The sequence below is a fragment of the Paenibacillus sp. Y951 genome, from assembly GCF_056786395.1.
In genome coordinates, this window is sequence record NZ_JBXCIY010000016.1 from 59,792 (window position 1) to 80,134 (window position 20,343).

Consider the following 20,343-nt stretch of genomic DNA (forward strand, 5'->3'; position numbering starts at 1 on the left):
GATTTGACGTATACTAAAATGATTAATAGTCGAATATGTATACTAAAACGATAAAGATTGAGAGGTTATATATGAAGAAATACTATAAATGGATAAACTTAATTGGACTCGTTGTGATGCTTATCATTAATTTTGCAGCCACGAGAGGCAAGATTGGAGGTAGGACAACGGCTGAAATATCCGCCCAATACCCAGTGTTAATTACTCCAGCAGGTTACACCTTTATAATATGGTCACTGATCTATGTATTTCTGATCGGATTTGTTATTTATTCATTCACTAGAAAAGGTAGGGAAGATAAAGTTAGTGAAATGGTTGGTCCTTACTTTTACCTTAGTTGTCTATTCAACAGTTTATGGATAATTTTATGGCAATTTGAGAAGATAACGAGTAGCGTATTTATAATGTTAGCGTTAATAATCACAATAATTGTAATATATATTGCGACACAAAAGTTTATCGTCGAGCAACAAAACAAAATAAATGTTTGGTTCGTGTCTGCGCCTTTTAGTTTATATCTTAGTTGGATATGTGTTGCGACGATAGTTAATATTGCAGTAGCACTATATGCAAATCAGTGGCATGGATGGGGAGTAAGTGATATAGCTTGGACGATATTAATGCTTCTTGTCGCTACATTACTTGCATTAGGTATAAGTTTTAGAAATATTGATCCGATTGCTGTGCTAGTGTTTGTTTGGGCGTTTATAGGTATTGGTGTAAAGCAACAAGCAGTTCCTGCTGTTGCAATTACTGCCTTTGTATTAGCGGGTGTCTTATTCATTAATGCTATCTTTCTAGTTGCAAAGAGATGGAGAAAGAAATCTATATCATAGGACTAATGAACATCCTATGATGGCTTTCAAGCCAAATTGCTACAGTTTTCTCGTACAAACTGTTACATGGTGTAATAGATTTGTATAATGTAGCAGTTTTTAGCGTAAACTATTAATTGCATTAATCTTTCTTTCGACATTTATTATCAGTATAATAAGGAATAGATAATATTGACAGGAAGTAGGTGTAAGCTATGGTATCAGAGGATTTTTCTAAATTATGGAATAAGCTTTCACGAGATTGGAAATTGACGCTGGAACAAGAACTATCACCCTTAACAGAAGGGCAATTAAATATTTTGGAGTTACTGCTAGAGTGCTCACCGATGAAGCCATCTGATTTACTCCAGCATTTATCAACGACTCCAGCAGCAATTACAACAATTCTTGATCGCATGGAGCGCAATGAGTTAATTATTAGAGTGCGAGATGAAAAGGATCGCCGCGTTGTTTGGATTGAAGTAACAGATAAGGGTCAAGCTGAGACTGAAAGAGGATCGAAGATTAAGCGAGACATTATTGAACAGTCGCTCGATAACATTTCCGCTCATAATCAACAGCTGCTCGTTTACTTGCTTGGTAAGGTTGCTAGTTCATCGTAGAGGACATATATCATCTGCAAGCTAATAGGCAAGTGAATAAAAAGATATCTTTTCGTTGATCTCTATTCGAAAGTGAATAAGGAGAGAACATTAAGATATCTTTTGTATTTTTTATCGCATATCTAGTGGACGAAGCTCAGCTACTAATACTTTACATTGGGCTCTGAACGTTGTCCAATCAACTTTAATTGTTTGGTTCATTTTTAACTTAGCAGTAATTAATGCATTATTTACAATAATCGCTTTCTCTATATCTTCATCTGACCACTCTGCTAGGTAGTAAGTTTCGTTGTTCGGCAATTGTTGCAAATAGCTATTTAGGGTTATTAACATTTGGCGATCATTGGAACTTAACCCTTTGCCTGGATAACTATGTGGCATAGTTCCATAGGTTAACTGATCAATAATTATTTGTAATTGATTGGAGATGATTTGCGGATTATTCCAATTTTCAGAGTCCTGCATTGCTAGTATTCCTTGTAATTCAACTAAAGAACGTTGTGTGTTATGTACAAAATATTGATGTTGATCCCATTTATATTGGTAGATTGTCAACCCTATTATGAGTAAGGAAATAGCTATACACAAGCTTATTGTTTTATTCCGATTCTTCAAAATATCATCTCCCTATCCATTCGAAGATTTTCTATACTACGATATTAATTCCAGTAATATTCCAATATACTTGTTCCCCATGATCATATGATATTTATTATTATTGCTTTGCCGCCTGCATCGATTCAAGTCGTTTGTTAAGCATCGCTAGATTGCTCTCTAACGCGTCGTAATCCTTCGAACTGAGTAGTGAGTCATCTCGTGATTCTAATGTCTCAGCAACAGGTAGAATACGATAGCGATTATAGCTGTCTGGCTTATAGCGATGTACCCATGTTGGCGTTGCTTCAACATTCGTTAATTCAATGGCTCCTGTTTCATAATGCTTGCGTATATTAACTTTGTAGATTACGCCATAATCCTTAGATTCACCACGTTGATTGGAGATGAAATTACCCATGGAATATATGATTAGTCCTTGTCGTTCATTACCATCTTCATCGAACGTCGAAAGCATTTCATAAGGCTGGAGCACATGTGGATGCGAACCTGCAATAATGTCAGCACCAGCAGCAATGAGCTCACGCGCTAATGACTTCTGTTCCTCACTCGGCTGTGTTTGATATTCATTGCCAAAGTGAAGCGCGATCGTTATGACTTCAGCGCCGTCTGCACGCAATTGGTTCATATCTGCAATGATCTTATCTTTATCGATCAAATTAACGAGATAATCTTTGCCTGCTGGGATCGGAATGCCATTGGTACCGTATGTATACGATAATACTCCCATAGCAATATCGTTATGCTCAATAATGGTCGAAGCTTGGGACTCTTCCATCGAAGCAGCAGTACCAACCGTTGTAAAACCAATATTGTGGACATTTTCTAGTGTAAGCAACAAACCTTTTTCGCCTTTGTCTAGAGAATGATTGTTGGCAGTAGACAGTAGATTAAAGCCTGCATTCCATAAAGCATCAGCTAGCTCGGTCGGTGCATTGAAGGTAGGGTAACCAGTATATCCGAACTCGCTTCCTGCAATTGGCGTCTCTAGGTTCGCCATCACCCAATTACCGTCTTCAAGAATAGAGGCAATCGGCTCGAAAAACGGAGTAAAATCGTATGTATCTGTTTCTTTATTATAGGCGCCCGGTAGTTGCGGTGTATGACTCATAATATCGCCAACGCCGATCCAAACCGCATCAGTATATTCAGGGAGTGTAGGTGTAGGCTCAGGGGTAGCAATAACGACAGGTTCATCCGTTGTTTCATTGCCAGATTGACTAATTGGTGTATTCAAATGATTAAGATCTTCGGACTGTTTCGCATTAATGATAACGAAAAAAGCTACGATAGCAATGAGTATAAATAGTATCAATATACCGTTTATAAGCCAAAGCAATTTACGCTTAGGTAATGATGATCTTGAACTCATCTGTTCACCTTCTCTATTAATATTTGGTCAAAAAAAACCGTTCGACCGATTCAAGGACACGATCGAACGGCATTGAACATTCCATTCCAATAAAGGTTCAAAAAGTGGGCTTTCGAAAGCCGAGCAGGTGAAACGCTACTTGAGAAAGGCGGAAGCGCAAATGTACGTTATTGGTACATGCGATCCTACAATGTTTCTGTAAGAAACATACATCGGAAGCATATGCTATACTTTCCAAGTTCGCTTCAACTTCGACGTCGACTACGCTACGACAGCATAATCATCGTTATCAAAGTCCGCTTTTTGAACTTCCCATTCCAATAAAGGTTCAAAAAGTGGGCTTTCAGAATCGAGCAGGTGAAACGCTACTTGAGAAAGGCGGAAGCGCAAATGTACGTTATTGGTACATGCGAACCGTACTTTCCAAGTTCGTTTCAGATGCGACGTCGAGTAATCAACGACAGCATAATCATCGTTATCAAAGTCCACTTTTTGAACTTCCCCTAGAGAAAATATTGGGCAGCTTGTGTTAATTGTTGCTGGCTGTACAGCGACCATGGCGCTTGCTGCTCTGGCGGAATCGATTGGAACGACATCAGTTCCTTCGTTGTTGGATGAGCGACAGTAATTGAAGTTGACCAAAGCGCGATTTGAGAATAGCGTTGTTGTACAACTTTTCCATACTTTTGATCTCCGACAAGAGGACAACCAATATGAGCCATCTGAGCTCTAATCTGATGGGATCTACCCGTATATAATTTGATAGCTACTAGACTGCGACCATTCGCTTGATGTAGTACTTTATAGCTTAATTTGGCATCTTTACTATCTTGTGTTGGTGCATTGTAGACTGTTACTTGATTTATGCGAGTATCCTTGACGATATAATGCAATAGATCGGCTTCTAGCGTCGATGGAACGCCTTCTACGACACATATATAGGTTTTATCGAATGAACGACTACGCACCGCTTCAGACAAGCGAGAAGCGGCTTTAGATGTCTTAGCGAACAACATTGCACCACCAACAGGGCGATCGAGTCGATGGACAAGGCCTAAGTAGACATTGCCAGGCTTTTCATAGCGAATCTTAATATCCTCTTTAAGTAATGTAAGCATATCTGGATCGCCTGTTTCGTCCTCTTGAGAGGGGATGCCAGGTGGCTTCTGCACAACAATGATATGATTATCCTCGTAAATAATCGGGATCTGCATTAGTTGGACTCCCAACGACCCAAGATACCGCAAGGCAGTGCTAGACCAGACTTTGTAATGGGCAGGCCGATTTCTCCACAGTTAATTTCTCCGCCGTATTTTTTCTGCATGCTCATCGTAAGCAAATGCTCTAGTACGGTAGGAGAAAGTCCAGTTGTGTACGAATTAATAAGTAAAAATAATGGATTATCACTAAGAATACTTGTACATTCCTGCAGGAATGGGAATAAATTCTCTTCTAGCTTCCAGGTTTCACCTTTTGGTCCACGTCCATAAGACGGAGGGTCCATTATAATGGCATCGTATGTACGGCCACGACGTTGCTCACGCTGTACGAATTTGAAAACATCATCCGTAATGTAGCGTATTGGTGCATCTTCAAGTCCAGAAAGTTGAGCATTTTCTTTCGCCCATTGTACCATACCTTTGGATGCGTCAACATGACATACTTCAGCACCTGCAGCAGCACATGCTACTGTAGCTCCACCTGAATAGGCAAATAAGTTCAACACGCGAATCGGGCGGTTAGCTTGGCGGATCTTGTCCATCATCCAGCTCCAGTTCGCTGCTTGTTCAGGGAATAGCCCCGTATGCTTGAAGCTAGTCGGCTTAATATGGAAACGAAGCTCTTTATAGCTAATGGTCCAACGCTCCGGTAATTTATCATTTTTCATCTGCCATTCTCCGCCGCCAGAATTGCTGCGATGGTAGTGAGCATCTGCTTTGCGCCATTGCTCATTCTCGTCTTGGATAGGCCAAATAATTTGAGGATCGGGGCGACGAAGTACGTAATTCCCCCAACGTTCTAGCTTATCACCTTCACCAGTGTCGATTACTTCAAAATCTGTCCATTGATCTGCTATATACATTCAATTAATTCCTTCCTAATCGTAAGTCTTGTCGAGATATGTTATCATCGCTTATTATAACGAAGGAAAGCAATCTTATCAATGTAGGAACATATATTTTATATAGAAGGGCTTGAATGAAATGTTACATTTTGAATGCGAATGCGGTAATAAAACAGCTTTTTTTGCTACAGGTGATATGGATGAACGAAGAATAGAGAGTCTAGATATGGAAGATGATGATGCGGTAAGTTATATTATTAGCGAAGATCGGATCACTTTGAAGTGTGGATTTTGCGGTAAACGCTATGTACTGAAAAACTATGAAAATCTATAATTTAAACTAGGACTGAACAGTCCTAGTTTTGAAAGGGTGAAGAGATATGGTCGCGAAAAATCGAGAGCAACTTATCCATGTTGCTGCCCGTTTATTTTTAAGTAAGGGCTACAAATATACAAGTATCGAAGATGTATGTATTCGAAGCGGCATATCGCGCTCCAATCTTTACTATCACTTTAAGAGCAAGGAAGAATTATTATTTGCCGTTGTAAGCTTTTGGGGTAATCGATATGAGTCGGCATTAGAAATTTCACTGGGACAAGAAGAGATTTCTGCTAAGCTGAGAATTGAAAGCTTTATTGAGCTACTGCTGCAAGAAATTGCTGCTAGAGGGAATAAAGGGACATGCCCATTTACCGCGATGTACCAGCAAAGTCCGGTTGATGCGAAGGACGTACATGATCGCATTCAACAGTTTTTCAATGTATTATATGAGCTCATTAAGAAGTTACTAGAGCAAGGCATCCAAGCTGGGGAATTTCGAGTAGGAATAAGTAGCGGTGAATGTGCTTACTTGTTCGTATCTGCTTTGGAAGGGTCACTTATACTAGCAGAAACATTGAATGATATAACAATTGTACGTACAACCTCTGATCGATTTTTCAAATTGCTCGTATAGTGAGCATGCAGTGGTATTAGCTTCCCAACTTTGCAATCTGCGCTAAGCTAATTCAACACATTGCAGCCAATCTGCTACACTAGCGGACTGTAAGAACGTTATTTCTGAGTTTTCCGCATATTTTGAGTTTTCGCGGACTCAGAAGACCTTATTTGCTCGTTCACTAGTGAATGTTGAGCGCAATACTGTCAATAGCGTCCTGTGTGTCCTCTTAACTCTCAAAGTGTTGGTTTTACGCTAATTAGCGTCCTGTGAGTCCGCTCGTTTGAGCACTAGTATGCTAGTGCGTCGTAACAAAGCCAAAAGTAGCATTGAAAAGTAATTAGTCTGTTTACAATTATACTTGTATGTACAAGTGAGTGGTTTTAGTATATAATAACACTATTATTGTACGTACAACCTAAGGGGGATGGAATTTATGCTAACAACAAAAGCATATCAATTTTGGTTTATTACAGGTAGTCAGCACTTATATGGTCCTGAAACATTAGAGGAAGTAGCAGATCATTCTATAATTATTGCGAAAGCGCTTGATGAAGCTGCAACAATTCCGTTTCCAGTTGTATTCAAACGATTAGTAACGACTCCAGAGGAAATTCGTCGTGTTTGTGTTGAAGCGAGCTCAGATGATTCTTGTGCTGGTGTTATTACTTGGATGCACACATTCTCGCCTGCTAAAATGTGGATTCACGGCTTGAGTGAGCTTAGAAAACCTTTGTTACATTTACATACACAGTTCAATCGTGATATTCCTTGGGATAGCATTGATATGGACTTTATGAATACGAATCAATCTGCACATGGTGACCGTGAATTCGGACATATCTTCTCACGACTTGGCATGGAGCGTAAAGTAATTACTGGTTACTGGGATCATGAAGAAACTCGCTCAAGAATTGCCGAGTGGATGGGTTCTGCTGTTGCTTACTCTGAGAGCAAAAACTTGAAGGTAGCACGCTTTGGCGATAATATGCGTGAAGTTTCGGTAACGGAAGGCGATAAAGTAGAAGCTCAATTGAAGCTAGGCTGGTCTATTAATGGATATGGCATTGGCGATCTTGTTGCTCGTATGAACGATGTATCTGACCAACAAGTGAAAGCACTATTAGACGAATATAGCACGACCTATACGATTAGCGATGCAACACGTAGTGATAGCGCTAAATGGGATTCGATTGCTGAACAAGCGAAAATTGAAATCGGCCTGAAAAACTTCTTAGTAGAAGGCGGATTCGGTGCATTTACAACGACGTTTGAAGATCTTCATGGCATGAAACAACTTCCTGGGTTAGCGGTTCAACGCTTGATGGAACAAGGATATGGCTTTAGTGGTGAAGGCGACTGGAAAACATCTGCGCTAACTCGTCTTATGAAGTTAATTGCTAATAATAAAGGTACTAGCTTCATGGAGGATTACACGTATAACCTTGATCCAGCTAATGAAATGATTCTAGGATCTCATATGTTAGAAATTTGTCCGACAATTGCTGAGCAACGTCCATCGATCGAAGTTCACCCACTAGGTATTGGTGGTAAAGCTGACCCAGCTCGCCTTGTATTCAACGGACAAAGTGGCAAAGCAATCGTTGCTTCTATCGTTGACTTAGGCAATCGTTTCCGTCTAATCGTTAACCAAATCGAAGCTGTAACACCAACAGAAGCTATGCCTAATCTTCCTGTAGCACGTGTACTGTGGAAGCCAGAACCGTCATTGAGAGATTCAACAGAAGCTTGGATCTACGCTGGTGGCGCTCATCACACTGTATTCTCTTACGTAGTTACAACACAACAGCTTGTTGATTGGGCTGCTATGGTAGGTATTGAGTGCGTTGTGATCGATCAACAAACAACAATCCGCAACTTCTTGAACGAACTACGTTGGAATGATCTAAGCTATCGCGTAAGATAATATAAACAAAAAAGAGATGTTCTATGATCACTACAGCGTAGTGAGTAGAACATCTCTTTTTGCTATTCTTGTTTACCCCAAACCTTATCCAAGGTAACGTCACGACCAGAATAGACACGAGATTCCGCGTAATATTTCGGATCTTTACGATGGAAGTCTTGATGATATTCTTCAGCAGCATAGAATTCAACCGCTTCTTTCACTTCTGTTGCGATTGGCTTATCGAAGCGACCGCTATTGCCTAGATCGGCTTTAGTTTTTTCAGCTGCTAGGCGTTGTTCTTCGTTATGATAGAAGATCGCAGTTTTATATTGACTCTTTTGATCATTACCTTGTCCATTTGGATCAGTTGGATCAATTTGTGGCCAATATAGCTCTAGCAATCTCTCATAAGGGAAAATAGAAGAGTCAAACGTAATTTGCACAACTTCATGATGACCAGTTTCCCCAGTTAATACTTGCTCATAAGTAGGGTTAACGATATCTCCGCCCATATAGCCAGAGATAATCCCATGAATACCTGGCTGTTCTTCAAATGGTGTAACCATACACCAGAAGCATCCACCAGCGAACGTTGCTTTTTGCATCATTGATGTTTCCTCATTTCATAGCTGTTATCTCACAGAAGGAGTATCTCATATTATAATAGTGTTATAGCTTCACGTCCACTTGAAAAGAATAAAACTGTTTTGAAATACCTAAAGCAATGAAACAAAACCCAGCAACATGTACGGTATGAGTACATAAGCGGCCAAACGCTCGAAGCTTCCAATGAAGGTTCAAAAAGCGGGCTTTCGAAAACCGAGCAGTTGAAACGCTACTTGAGAAAGGCGGAAGCGCAAGTGTACATGTTTGGTACACGCGATCCTACAATGTTTCTGCAAGAAACATACATCGGAAGCTTATGCTGTACTTTCCAAGTTCGTTTCAAATGAGATGTCGAGTATACTACGTCAGCATACTCATCGTTATCAAAGTCCGTTTTTTGAACTACCCCTAAAGGGATTTGTATTTTAATATAGCTTCCCATAGAGTAGCATCCTCATTACCTAAACGCCATGCAGCGATACCTGCAAGATCATATTTCTTAGCTAATTTAATCCGTTCAATGACTGTTTGCTGAGTTTCGGCCCAGAAAACATGCGTGTATCCATTTAATTGGTAGGTGTATTTATATTGTCCTGACTTGGCGTCGAAACTGCTTGTAGCACCGTTTTCTTTGATGACTTGAGCTATGTTTTTCATAGTTATTGAACGGTTGTCTACAAGATTACCATTAGCATCGATACGCCATTCACGCACATAGAAAGGGATACCGAGAATCAGCTTATTACGCGGGATACCATAGTCAAGATATTGCATGATCCCTTCTTCAACCCAGTTCATGCTTGCAACAGAACCGGCTTCATCAGAGCCCGTCCAATGCTCGTCATATGCCATGATCATAACATAATCTACAACTTTACCAATTGCAGCTTGATCATATGCGGTATTGTGATTCCATCGTACATCGCCACGCATCAAGTCAACAGATACTGTTAGTTTTTGCTTGTGGGCAGCTTCTGTTAATTTAATGACAAAAGCAGTGAAAGCGTCACGATCTTTTGCGGAAATGTTTTCAAAGTCAAGGTTTAATCCTTTAACGTTAATCGCTTTAAGGCTTTTGATAAGTGCAGTGATGAACACATTTTGAGCAGACACATCTTTCAGAAATGCTGTAGTCATCGCTTTATCAAATTGATTATGAACGAGTGGAATAACGTCTATTCCTTGCTCGGACATCGATTTTACTAATTGTGGATTAGCATTTTCGTTCAGCTTGCCAGTAGCATCATCTAAGTAATACCATGTTGGAGAATCAATATCGAGCCCTTGGGTATTTGCTACATGCTGGTTAATCGTTGAAACTGAGCTTGATCCGTTCCAGCCCATGAATAAGAAGTTTTTGACTGTAGTAAATAGCTTTCTACCATCCTGATTGATGATGGTACTGTTACTTAATGATTTCGAATAGGTTAAAGCAGATTGCAAAGAAAAGAACGACTTTACAGCACGCTCATTTTGATGAACAGTATAATACGCGATATTCGTCCATAGGACAGAATCACTTTGCTTCACTTCGGCTGCATAGAGCTTTTTCGCTGCTGCTACTGCAGAATCAAGAGATACGAAGGAGGATGATAGTTTTCCTTGTGTATAGACTTGATAGGAAGCGGTATTACTGTGGACTACTTTTTGAGTAGCGCTGTTATATACTTGACTATTGCTCACTTTATTACTTGCCATAATCGCTTCTTTTAGAAAAGAATACGTTTTACTTTGAGCGACCTGCTCACCATTTACAGTGATCATATAGACTGCAGTAGATGATTTCATTGTTTTACGATTCGCTTCACTAATATTATCCCAAATCCACTGATTACTATTGAGATCCATAATATGCGAATTTGTCCATTTCGCAGCTTCTTTTTTGGCTTCGTTGAGATTGTAGAAGCTCCAGTTGTTATAAGTGTTATCACCTTGATAAAGCTGGTAGTTTGCATAGTTTTCATACGCCCAACCAATATTTTCAAGATCGCGAACGTAGGAGTTTATTTGTGTTGCAGCATATTTTTTGGCAGCTGCCAAAGAACTATATTCTAGCTTTGTAGTAGATTGCCCGTCTATGTACACTTTGTATTTGGGTAAATTATTCCATACCCATTCACGGTTACTAATCTTTTCTACATGACTATAACTATAGTATTTCGCGTAGGCAATAGCTTTCTGCGCAGTAGGAAACTCTTTCAATAGCTTTTCATTTTGATAAACTCGATAAAGTGTCGTATTACTTGCGGCATCGACCGAAGTAGGTAATGCCAAAATTGGGGAAATAAAAAGAATAAATGCTAAAAACGATAAAATCTTTTTCTTCACGAACTAATCACTCTCCTAAAACTCTTCGTAATAATGGGCATGATAATGCTTCTTTGTAACGAAAAGTTACGTCGAAAGCATACGTTCAAACTTTTCCTATTACTTAGTATAACGCGAAAGTCTAGCAAATGTTACTTGGTAGATTATGAGAGTTGGTGAAAATAGTGATATTATGTAATTACTTCTATTGCGTTTACAGGGTTTTCATATTAAAGATTCACCAAAAGCATCGATGTGGTTAATATCCTATATATTGAATGTTTTAGGAATCATATTGGTAATTGTTGTTTTACCAGTTGTAGTAGTAGTGGTATTAGCGTATCAAATGTACAAGTAATATAAAGAAAAAAATTGAATAGACCAAATCGGAAGTGATATTAACAAAAATTGGGCATACTATCTAGTAATTCCCCCTTGAAGAATGATATAATGTAGTCATAAAACTTAAGGACGTGATCATTATGGGAAATGTTGTTTCTTTTAATAAAAAGACCATTGCTAACAATCCCATTAATAAACACAAGAAAAATTCTTTAGTTAAACAAGCTTTTAGTGAACTTTACAAGGAAACGGGTGTTGACTTTTATAAAGTAATCACTGGTGATGAGAAAGAAAATAAAAGACTTAAGTTCAAACAACACCAAGAAAAACTATTGTAGCTGATTACATTTTTTTTCGAGGGGGAAGTATTATGCTTCAAGTGACTTCATTCACAAACGGACGTAATTTTAAGCGTGGAGAAGTTTTTTATGCTGATTTATCAGGTGAAAAACATATACCGAATAGACCTTCGTTTACTTTAAAAAGAAAGCATAGAGTAGTAGTGTTATATGATTGCGATTTTCCAAGAAATACTGTGGTGATTGTTCCGATTACATCGTTAGTAGATAAGTCTGGAAAACGGAAAATAACGGTTTCAACAGATGTTATTTTACGTGAAAATGATTATCCTAATGATTTGTTGCACAAAGATAGTTATATTATGACAAATCAAGTGACTTCAATTACTAGAAACAGATTAGAAGATCATCTTGGAGAAATAAAAGATATAGATATGGTGAAATTAGATATACAGCTGATTAGCACATTGAGTCTGACTGGTACAGTTCAATCTATAATTCAAGAAGCAGTTACAACGAAGTTAGTAGAATTCGGTTACTATCAGGAAGATGAAGAGGCATGATTGTTAATACATAAATATTGAAATCCAGACCACATTTTCCTAACAGAATATGTGGTCTTTTTTACTCTAATAGATAGTAGCATTAATAGATGCAAAAAAACGTTCCATCGTCATTACTGACAATGAAACGTTTATAGTTAGCTTGTGAAGCTTACGAACCTGTTTCAGCCCAAAATTGTTCAGATTCTTCGTCAATTCCTAATGTAATGTCTGAACGGAATACTCGCAATTGATATTCTGTATAGAAATATTGTTCAAGCGCTTCTAGAATATTGGATTGAATAATATATTGAGAGCGACCTGTTACCCAGATCTCAGCTGTATATCCATACTCTTCATCCCAAGCAAGTTGAACCTCTATTTCCTCAGGTTTTACACTACGACGATCTGCAATATTTAAGCAAATAGCGTTAATAATTTCATTAGTGTATACTCTCATAATTAGAAAGGACCTCTTTGATTACGATCATCTTCATCATCACGACGGTTACGATCTTGATAGTGGCCTGCTGCTGCTGGCTTTTTGTTATTGCGAATGTATGTCCATGCTGCACGAATAACCATGAAAATAGCTAAAATTGCAGCGATATTAACTAGCAAACCAAGAATTTCTCCGAAACCACCCATGTTCGCGAACATACCGCCGAATAGCATACCTGCTAATCCACCAATCATCATGCCCTTCATGAATCCGCTACCGCCGAATAGACCGCCAGTTTTCGCTGTAGATCCTGCACCTGTAGTTGATTTTGTACCAGATGTTGTACTAGAAGAAGTACCTGATTGCTTAGTGCTGTCACTCTTTTGTGTGTAGCTTTGTTTCGGAGACTTGAAGCCACCGCCGCCCCTCTTTGCATCAGCAGTGTCACCAAAACCAAAGCTTAGCGCAAGGAATACAGTAAGAACAAGCATTGTTATTAACCCTTTTTTCTTCAAAATAAGTCCCTCCTGAATAGTTGCTTAAAGTTGCTATACTAGAGCAATACGTCTATTATATACATTGGTTTCACTTTTATCTAATAATTGTTTTGTAGGTGATGGAAAATGGTCTACCCCGTGGAATATATTAACTATTTAATTGAATTTCATGCGACACGTGATTATTTCGAATGTCACGAACTGCTAGAGGAATATTGGAAAGAGCATCCCGAAGACGGTAATGAAGCATTTTGGGTAGGCTGCATACAAGTTGCAGTAGGTCAATATCATGAGCGCAGAAATAATTTGCGTGGCGCTCGATTAATGTATGAGTCGGCTATTGTAAAATTCACATTGCTACCAGGGGTCGTTAAGGGCATCGATGTTGAAAATATTACAGCGCAGCTAGAGCAACGCGAGCAGGCTTGTCAGCTACAATTACCTTATAACGACATGAAGTTCATCATTGTGGATCCTCAATTAGGTGAACTGTGTGAGAAGGAAGTGGCGCTACGTAATTTACGTTGGGGTATTTCAAGTGAAGAGGTAAGTGAAGAAATTATTCATCGCCATAAGTTACGAGATCGCAGTGATGTTATTGCTGCAAGGCAGGAAGCACTTCGGAAAAAATCAACCGTTCGTGGACTTAAAGACGAGCAGCAATAGTTGTTGACTTTATTAACGTAGAACCCGCAAATGACTATTATAGATTTGGCTATCACTTTTCAGTACAAAACTATGCGTTTTGCTGTTAAAGTCAATCTTCATATGATCTTCATAATACACTTTATGTCTTAGCTCGTAGTAAAAAGGAAACGGATCGGCAATTCCCGGAGCATCGTCAGCGATTGGCTCTTCAATCAATTCAAGGGTAGCAATGCCATTATCGCCACAGCCATCGCCTACAGTATCGTGAAGAAATTTCAATTTTTTATGTGTAGCGTTTAGAATAGGCATTAGTTGCTGTTGTGCTGCTGGAGTAAATGTAATTTGCATAGTTAACCTCACCTTTGGCATTGGATTTATGAATACAGTATAATTAATTATGAGTTTATTTGTGGGAAATATCAACTTTGTTGTAAAAGTGTTAGTTTTGAACTACCTCTATTCGTTTGCTTGAATGAATAGTGATATTACATAGTGAGGGTGATTAATAATGAAGCCATTAGAACAATTCCGACTAATTAATACAGAAATTAAGCAATATGAGGAAGCGTTAGCGGTGCTATATTGGGATTTGCGTACGGGTGCGCCTCGTAAAGGAATGGACACCCGCTCCCAAGTGATTGGCACACTATCGGCAGAAATGTTCGCTCGTTCTACGTCACAGCAATTAGGAGCATTATTGACTGAGCTTGAAAGCGAAGAGGTATGGAGTGAATTAAGCCCATTGAATCAAAGCTTAGTGAAAGAATCTCGTCTAGATTATGATCGTAGTGTGAAAATACCTCCAGCACTATATCAGCAATATGTCATTCTAACTGCTCAAGCAGAATCGAAGTGGGAAATTTGTAAGGAAGAAAACGACTTTGAAAGCTTTCAGCCTTTGCTAGATCAAATTATTACGATAACGAATGAAATGATTGATCTTTGGGGAGTTAAAGCATCGCGTTATGATACATTGCTTGATCAATATGAACCAGGGATGACTGTTGCTGAGCTTGATCGTATTTTTGGAGATTTGCGTGATCAACTTGTACCGCTAGCCGAGAAAATTGCAGCTAGTCCGTATCAGCCGCGCACGGATTTCTTGCAACAAAGCTTTGATGTTGAGCAGCAGAAAGCTTATAGCAAATTTATTCTTGAGCAAATGGGCTTTGACTTTGAAGCGGGAAGACTTGATGAAAGTGTTCATCCGTTTGCGACGGGGCTTAATCCAGGTGATGTTCGTATTACAACGAGATACCTTCCTAATGATGTAACGAGTGCATTATTTGGCACGATTCATGAAGGCGGACATGCGATGTATGAACAGAATATCGGAGCAGAGTTAATTGGTACGACGTTATGTACAGGTACATCAATGGGCATTCACGAGTCACAATCAAGATTTTGGGAAAATGTAATTGGTCGTAGTAGACCGTTCTGGCATGCTTATTACGAGGAATTGCAGTCTAAATTTCCTCAGTTAGCTTCTATTGATATGGATACATTTTATCGTGGTAACAATGTAGTAAACCCATCACTTATTCGGATTGAAGCTGATGAGTTAACGTATAACCTACATATTATTATTCGCTACGAGATTGAGAAGATGATTTTCAATGAAGGATTGCAAGCGAAGGATTTGCCAAGAGTATGGAATGAGAAGTATGAGCAATATTTAGGGGTTACGCCTCCTAATAACGCGGAAGGTGTGCTGCAAGATGTCCATTGGTCTGGTGGTGCCTTTGGTTATTTCCCATCTTACTCACTTGGAAATATGTATGCCGCACAATTTATGAATACGTTAGAGCAGGATATGCCAGATGTATGGGCTAAGGTTGAAGCGGGTGAGTTGCATCCTATTAAAGACTGGCTAGCAGAGCGGATCTATCAATATGGGAAGATGAAGTCACCGAGCGAGCTTGTGCAAGAGATTACGAATGAGCCGCTGAACCCACAGTATCTAGTTGAGTATTTGAAGGAGAAGTATACAGATATTTACCGCTTAGATGAAGTGTGATGTGAGTTGTAGTGTGAGTATGAGTTGTAGTGTGAGTATGAGGTGGAATTGAAAGTGTTGAAGCACAGCGAATGCTGTGCTTCAACACTTTTTTTGGTTTGGAAGCCTGCTTGCTAGTTGAAACAAAGCAAAAAGTGTCATTGTTTGGATCCGAATAGTGTATCTGTAACGCCAAAATTGATGTTACAGAGTAAGGATATCTCGAAAAGTGTAGCCGTAGCGCCAAAATTGATGTTACAGAGTAAGGATATCTCGAAAAGTGTAGCTGTAGCGCCAAAATTGATGCTACAGCGTTAGAATAGCTCAATTAGTGTATCTGTAACGCCAAAATTGATGCTACAGAGTAAGGCTAGCTCGAAAAGTGTAGCTGTAGCGCCAAAATTGACGCTACAGAGTAAGGTAAGCCCGAATAGTGTATCTGTAGCGCCAAAATTGACGCTACAGCGTAAGGCTAGCTCGAAAAGTGTAGCTGTAGCGCCAAAATTGATGTTACAGAGTAAGGCTATCTCGAAAAGTGTAGCCGTAGCGCCAAAATTGATGCTACAGAGTAAGGCTAGCTCGAATAGTGCATCCGTAGCGCCAAAATTGATGCTACAGCGTTAGAATAGCTCAATTAGTGTAGCTGTAGCGCCAAAATTGATGCTACAGAGTAAGGATATCTCGAAAAGTGTAGCTGTAGCGCTAAAATTGATGTTACAGCGTTAGAATAGCTCGAAAAGTGTAGCTGTAGCGCCAAAATTGATGCTACAGCGTTAGAATAGCTCAATTAGTGTATCTGTAACGCCAAAATTGATGCTACAGCGTAAGGATATCTCGAAAAGTGTAGCCGTAGCGCCAAAATTGATGTTACAGAGTAAGGATATCTCGAAAAGTGTAGCCGTAGCGCCAAAATTGATGCTACAGCGTTAGAATAGCTCAATTAGTGTATCTGTAGCGCCAAAATTGATGCTACAGCGTTAGAATAGCTCAATTAGTGTATCTGTAACGCCAAAATTGATGCTACAGAGTAAGGCTAGCTCGAAAAGTGCATCTGTAACGCCAAAATTGATGTTACAGAGTAAGGTTAGCTCGAAAAGTGTAGCTGTAGCGCCAAAATTGATGCTACAGCGTTAGAATAGCTCAATTAGTGTATCTGTAGCGCCAAAATTGATGCTACAGCGTAAGGATATCTCGAAAAGTGTAGCCGTAGCGCCAAAATTGATGCTACAGCGTTAGAATAGCTCAATTAGTGTATCTGTAGCGCCAAAATTGATGCTACAGCGTTAGAATAGCTCAATTAGTGTATCTGTAACGCCAAAATTGATGCTACAGCGTTAGAATAGCTCGAATAGTGCATCTGTAACGCCAAAATTGATGCTACAGCGTTAGAATAGCTCGAAAAATGTATCTATAACGCCAAAATTGATGCTACAGCGTTAGAATAGCTCAATTAGTGTATCTGTAGCGCCAAAATTGATGTTACAGCGTAAGGCTAGCTCGATTAGAGCTGAATAAGTGTACAAGTGTCGTTGTTGACACCCGAAGTCCGTTCGCTCCCTGGGAGCTCGTCAAAAAACAAAATTTGAATAACGTTTCACCATGTGGCATCGGACTGAATAGGCTATAGCACATTACAGAAAGGGAGTGATTGCTATGAAATATAGTAAAACTTTACTGATACTCATTGCGGGAATAATTACTGTAGCGGCCATATTAAGTGGTTGCAGCAAAAAGGAGGACTCAACAACGACTGTCCGAATTGGCGAGGTAACGAGATCGCTATTCTATGCTCCGCAATACGTAGCGATTGAAAAAGGATTTTTTGCAGAAGAAGGTATTTCGATTGAACTTATAACGACACCTGGTGGCGACAAAACGATGACGTCATTGCTTTCTAACGTGATCGATGTTGCATTAGTTGGTTCTGAAACATCCATTTACGTAACACAGCAAGGTGCGGATGATCAGATTATCAATTTTGCACAGCTAACGCAAACGGATGGTACATTTCTAGTTGCCCGCGAGAAAGATGATAATTTCAGCTGGGAATCGTTGCGTGACAATACTTTCCTTGGGCAAAGGAAGGGTGGCATGCCACAAATGGCAGGAGAATTTACATTGAAAAAGCATAATATTGATCCGCAGAACGATCTAGAATTAATTCAAAATGTAGACTTTGCTAATATTGCGCCAGCCTTTTCATCAGGAACGGGTGAATATGTGCAATTATTTGAACCAACGGCATCTATTTTTGAAAAAGAAGGACTTGGTCATGTTGTCGCTTCCTTTGGTGTAGAAAGTGGACTTTTACCTTATACCGTATTTATGACGAAGCAAAGCTATATCGACAAAAACAAAGATGTCGTTCAATCATTTACTAATGCGGTGTATAAAGCTCAATTGTGGGTAGAGGAGCATAAAGCTGCAGAAATTGCTGAAGCAGTAGCACCTTATTTTGATAATGTCGATCATGACATTATGGTTAGCTCGATTGAACGTTACAAGCAGCAGGGCTCCTATGCAACTGATCCAATAGTGGATGAACAAGAATGGAATAATTTACTTGATGTGATGACAAGTGCAGGTGAATTGAGCTCACGCACAGAGCATAGCGAAATTGTAAATACGACATTCGCTCAGGCGGCTATTGATCAATAATATTAATGCAAGGAGAGACGATCATGAACAAAGAAGCGATATTAGAGCTTAAGGATCTCTCCCATGTCTATGTCAATGATACAGGAGCCGCATTAGCTGTTGATCATATTAATCTTGTCGTGCATAAGGGAGAATTTATTAGCCTTGTTGGACCTAGTGGCTGTGGTAAGACAACGATACTCAATATTATAGCTGGTTTGATTCAACCAACTCACGGTGAGCTAAGGGTAATGGGGGAGAAAATTAATTCCCCTACTCCAAAGCTTGGTTATATGCAGCAGCAAGACTATTTGTTCCCATGGTTGAGTATTCAAAAAAATGCAATGCTCGGGCTTCATATTCGTAACCAACGCTCCAAGTTGTTAGAGGAAAGAACGGAGCAATTGCTTCTTGAGCTTGGGCTTGAAGACACCTCACATAAATATCCCCATCAATTATCAGGAGGTATGCGACAGCGAGTAGCTTTAGCGAGAACATTAATTACTGACCCTGAAATTTTGTTGCTTGATGAACCGTTTTCTGCGCTAGATCTCCATATTAAAATGCAACTAGAGGAGCTAGTGCAGTCAACGCTCGATCGTATGGGGAAGACAGCAGTTCTTGTTACGCATGATCTGGCAGAAGCGGTAGCAATAAGTGATCGCATCATCGTGCTAGGTAGAAACCCAGGTCATATTCGGAAAATTGTGACGATCCCAAGAGATCTCAGATCCGTAGGTCCAATCGAGGCTCGAAAGCATCCTAAATATCAATCGTACTTCGAGGAAATATGGAATGAGCTAGAAGAAGAGATGGAAAGAGGAGGAAACGATTAGATGGCTAAGTATGTTGGAGAGCATATGCAATTGTATCTTGTATATATACGTAATAAAAAGCTGAAAACATTACTTGTCCTCTTTACACAATTCCTTCTTATTACTTTCTTTATTGTAGGCTGGGAACTAGCAAGTAAAGCAAAGTTAGTAGACCCGCTTATTTTCAGCTCACCTAGTAAAATTGCGTTGCATTTGTATACGACCATTTCAGATGGCTCGATTTTACCTCATATTGGTATTACAGTTGCGGAAACGATCGCAGGATTTTTGTTAGGGACTTTGCTTGGTACAATCATTGCAGCATTATTATGGTGGTTTCCATTTGTCGCAAGGGTGTTTGATCCGATTCTAGTTGTGCTCAATAGTATGCCTAAGGTAGCGCTTGGGCCACTTTTAATCGTTGGGCTTGGACCTGGCTTTAGATCTATTGTTGCGATCACTTTATTAGTGACGGTTATCATCACAACGATTAATATTTATAATCGGTTTCGCGAAACAGAAGAAGGATACTTGAAGGTTGTAGCTTTGTTTGGCGCCAATCGCTTTCAAAGTTTCTATTATGTTATATTACCATCCTCATTTCCAGTCATCATCTCAACGTTAAAGGTGAATGTTGGCTTGTCCTGGATTGGTGTTATCGTAGGGGAATTTCTAGTTGCGCGTTCGGGACTCGGTTATTTAATTATTTATGGTTTCCAAGTATTTAACTTCACATTAGTACTATCTACATTAGTCGTTATTGCGGTCGTTGCTACGATTATGTACCAAATGGTTAGCATGGTTGAACGAAAAATAGTTTCTGGCTGGAAAGAACGTTGAGCAAAAGCTATACTAGGAGAATCATATATACTTTG

At 39.4% G+C, this 20,343-nt stretch carries 23 protein-coding genes; 14 read left to right on the top strand and 9 right to left on the bottom strand.

Going from position 1 to position 20,343, the window contains the following annotated elements; genetic code table 11:
• The first annotated feature begins 71 nt into the window (after positions 1-71).
• Positions 72-836, top strand: coding sequence for a tryptophan-rich sensory protein (locus tag AC1TPB_RS19300; protein ID WP_482078025.1), 765 nt, complete (start codon positions 72-74; stop codon positions 834-836).
• Between the two features lie 194 nt (positions 837-1,030).
• On the top strand, positions 1,031-1,438 hold the full coding sequence (locus AC1TPB_RS19305) for a MarR family winged helix-turn-helix transcriptional regulator (RefSeq protein WP_482078026.1): 408 nt from the start codon (positions 1,031-1,033) through the stop codon (positions 1,436-1,438).
• A 111-nt stretch (positions 1,439-1,549) separates the two neighbouring features.
• On the opposite strand, the gene AC1TPB_RS19310 is transcribed toward AC1TPB_RS19305, so the two are convergent.
• Both AC1TPB_RS19310 and AC1TPB_RS19315 read right to left on the bottom strand, forming a co-directional pair.
• Positions 1,550-2,053: a hypothetical protein gene (locus AC1TPB_RS19310; protein ID WP_482078027.1), complete on the bottom strand. Its 504-nt coding sequence runs from the start codon at positions 2,051-2,053 to the stop codon at positions 1,550-1,552.
• A 100-nt stretch (positions 2,054-2,153) separates the two neighbouring features.
• On the bottom strand, positions 2,154-3,425 hold the full coding sequence (locus tag AC1TPB_RS19315) for a CapA family protein (RefSeq protein WP_482078028.1): 1,272 nt from the start codon (positions 3,423-3,425) through the stop codon (positions 2,154-2,156).
• 170 nt (positions 3,426-3,595) lie between these two features.
• Here AC1TPB_RS19315 and AC1TPB_RS19320 point away from each other — a divergent pair, with 170 nt between their 5' ends.
• The gene (locus AC1TPB_RS19320) at positions 3,596-3,958 is read left to right on the top strand and encodes a hypothetical protein (protein ID WP_482078029.1); all 363 of its coding nucleotides are present in this window, start codon (positions 3,596-3,598) and stop codon (positions 3,956-3,958) included.
• On the opposite strand, the gene AC1TPB_RS19325 is transcribed toward AC1TPB_RS19320, so the two are convergent.
• Both AC1TPB_RS19325 and AC1TPB_RS19330 read right to left on the bottom strand, forming a co-directional pair.
• The gene (locus AC1TPB_RS19325) at positions 3,929-4,639 is read right to left on the bottom strand and encodes an RluA family pseudouridine synthase (RefSeq protein ID WP_482078030.1); all 711 of its coding nucleotides are present in this window, start codon (positions 4,637-4,639) and stop codon (positions 3,929-3,931) included. The two genes, AC1TPB_RS19320 and AC1TPB_RS19325, sit on opposite strands and share 30 nt — an antisense overlap.
• Complete coding sequence (locus AC1TPB_RS19330) at positions 4,639-5,508, bottom strand: class I SAM-dependent methyltransferase (protein ID WP_482064045.1); 870 nt, start codon at positions 5,506-5,508, stop codon at positions 4,639-4,641. The genes AC1TPB_RS19325 and AC1TPB_RS19330 overlap by 1 nt, the downstream gene beginning before the upstream one ends.
• 121 nt (positions 5,509-5,629) lie before the next feature.
• On the opposite strand from AC1TPB_RS19330, the gene AC1TPB_RS19335 reads away from it, so the two are divergent.
• From AC1TPB_RS19335 to araA, 3 genes are all read left to right on the top strand, one after another.
• Positions 5,630-5,824: a hypothetical protein gene (locus AC1TPB_RS19335; protein ID WP_482078031.1), complete on the top strand. Its 195-nt coding sequence runs from the start codon at positions 5,630-5,632 to the stop codon at positions 5,822-5,824.
• A 46-nt stretch (positions 5,825-5,870) separates the two neighbouring features.
• Entirely contained in the window at positions 5,871-6,446 is a 576-nt protein-coding gene (locus AC1TPB_RS19340; RefSeq protein WP_482078032.1) for a TetR/AcrR family transcriptional regulator, read from the top strand.
• Positions 6,447-6,864: 418 nt separating this feature from the next.
• On the top strand, positions 6,865-8,355 hold the full coding sequence (gene araA, locus AC1TPB_RS19345; RefSeq protein WP_482078033.1) for an L-arabinose isomerase: 1,491 nt from the start codon (positions 6,865-6,867) through the stop codon (positions 8,353-8,355).
• Between the two features lie 62 nt (positions 8,356-8,417).
• On the opposite strand, the gene msrA is transcribed toward araA, so the two are convergent.
• Positions 8,418-8,942 (bottom strand): peptide-methionine (S)-S-oxide reductase MsrA, encoded by a 525-nt coding sequence (gene msrA / locus AC1TPB_RS19350; RefSeq protein WP_482078069.1) that lies wholly within the window; start codon positions 8,940-8,942, stop codon positions 8,418-8,420.
• 409 nt (positions 8,943-9,351) lie between these two features.
• The gene (locus AC1TPB_RS19355; RefSeq protein ID WP_482078034.1) at positions 9,352-11,271 is read right to left on the bottom strand and encodes a glycosyl hydrolase family 18 protein; all 1,920 of its coding nucleotides are present in this window, start codon (positions 11,269-11,271) and stop codon (positions 9,352-9,354) included.
• A gap of 461 nt (positions 11,272-11,732) precedes the next feature.
• Here AC1TPB_RS19355 and AC1TPB_RS19360 point away from each other — a divergent pair, with 461 nt between their 5' ends.
• Complete coding sequence (locus tag AC1TPB_RS19360) at positions 11,733-11,930, top strand: hypothetical protein (protein ID WP_482064050.1); 198 nt, start codon at positions 11,733-11,735, stop codon at positions 11,928-11,930.
• A gap of 32 nt (positions 11,931-11,962) precedes the next feature.
• On the top strand, positions 11,963-12,454 hold the full coding sequence (locus AC1TPB_RS19365) for a type II toxin-antitoxin system PemK/MazF family toxin (protein ID WP_482078035.1): 492 nt from the start codon (positions 11,963-11,965) through the stop codon (positions 12,452-12,454).
• 151 nt (positions 12,455-12,605) lie between these two features.
• Here the strand turns inward: AC1TPB_RS19365 and AC1TPB_RS19370 are convergent, their stop codons facing one another.
• Both AC1TPB_RS19370 and AC1TPB_RS19375 read right to left on the bottom strand, forming a co-directional pair.
• Entirely contained in the window at positions 12,606-12,893 is a 288-nt protein-coding gene (locus AC1TPB_RS19370) for a DUF2653 family protein (protein WP_482064051.1), read from the bottom strand.
• A gap of 2 nt (positions 12,894-12,895) precedes the next feature.
• The gene (locus tag AC1TPB_RS19375; protein WP_482078036.1) at positions 12,896-13,390 is read right to left on the bottom strand and encodes a hypothetical protein; all 495 of its coding nucleotides are present in this window, start codon (positions 13,388-13,390) and stop codon (positions 12,896-12,898) included.
• 108 nt (positions 13,391-13,498) lie between these two features.
• On the opposite strand from AC1TPB_RS19375, the gene AC1TPB_RS19380 reads away from it, so the two are divergent.
• Positions 13,499-14,038: a DUF309 domain-containing protein gene (locus tag AC1TPB_RS19380; protein WP_482078037.1), complete on the top strand. Its 540-nt coding sequence runs from the start codon at positions 13,499-13,501 to the stop codon at positions 14,036-14,038.
• A gap of 12 nt (positions 14,039-14,050) precedes the next feature.
• Here AC1TPB_RS19380 and AC1TPB_RS19385 read toward each other — a convergent pair whose 3' ends face one another.
• On the bottom strand, positions 14,051-14,368 hold the full coding sequence (locus tag AC1TPB_RS19385; RefSeq protein WP_482078038.1) for an iron-sulfur cluster biosynthesis family protein: 318 nt from the start codon (positions 14,366-14,368) through the stop codon (positions 14,051-14,053).
• A 160-nt stretch (positions 14,369-14,528) separates the two neighbouring features.
• On the opposite strand from AC1TPB_RS19385, the gene AC1TPB_RS19390 reads away from it, so the two are divergent.
• The 5 genes from AC1TPB_RS19390 to AC1TPB_RS19410 all read left to right on the top strand — a co-directional run bounded on the left by AC1TPB_RS19390 (position 14,529) and on the right by AC1TPB_RS19410 (position 20,308).
• Complete coding sequence (locus AC1TPB_RS19390) at positions 14,529-16,037, top strand: carboxypeptidase M32 (protein ID WP_482078039.1); 1,509 nt, start codon at positions 14,529-14,531, stop codon at positions 16,035-16,037.
• A 333-nt stretch (positions 16,038-16,370) separates the two neighbouring features.
• Positions 16,371-16,640, top strand: a complete 270-nt coding sequence (locus AC1TPB_RS19395) for a hypothetical protein (RefSeq protein ID WP_482078040.1) — start codon at positions 16,371-16,373, stop codon at positions 16,638-16,640.
• Between the two features lie 1,029 nt (positions 16,641-17,669).
• Entirely contained in the window at positions 17,670-18,674 is a 1,005-nt protein-coding gene (locus AC1TPB_RS19400; RefSeq protein ID WP_482078041.1) for an ABC transporter substrate-binding protein, read from the top strand.
• A 23-nt stretch (positions 18,675-18,697) separates the two neighbouring features.
• Complete coding sequence (locus AC1TPB_RS19405) at positions 18,698-19,489, top strand: ABC transporter ATP-binding protein (protein WP_482078042.1); 792 nt, start codon at positions 18,698-18,700, stop codon at positions 19,487-19,489.
• Positions 19,490-20,308, top strand: coding sequence for an ABC transporter permease (locus tag AC1TPB_RS19410; RefSeq protein ID WP_482078043.1), 819 nt, complete (start codon positions 19,490-19,492; stop codon positions 20,306-20,308).
• Positions 20,309-20,343 lie beyond the last annotated feature (35 nt).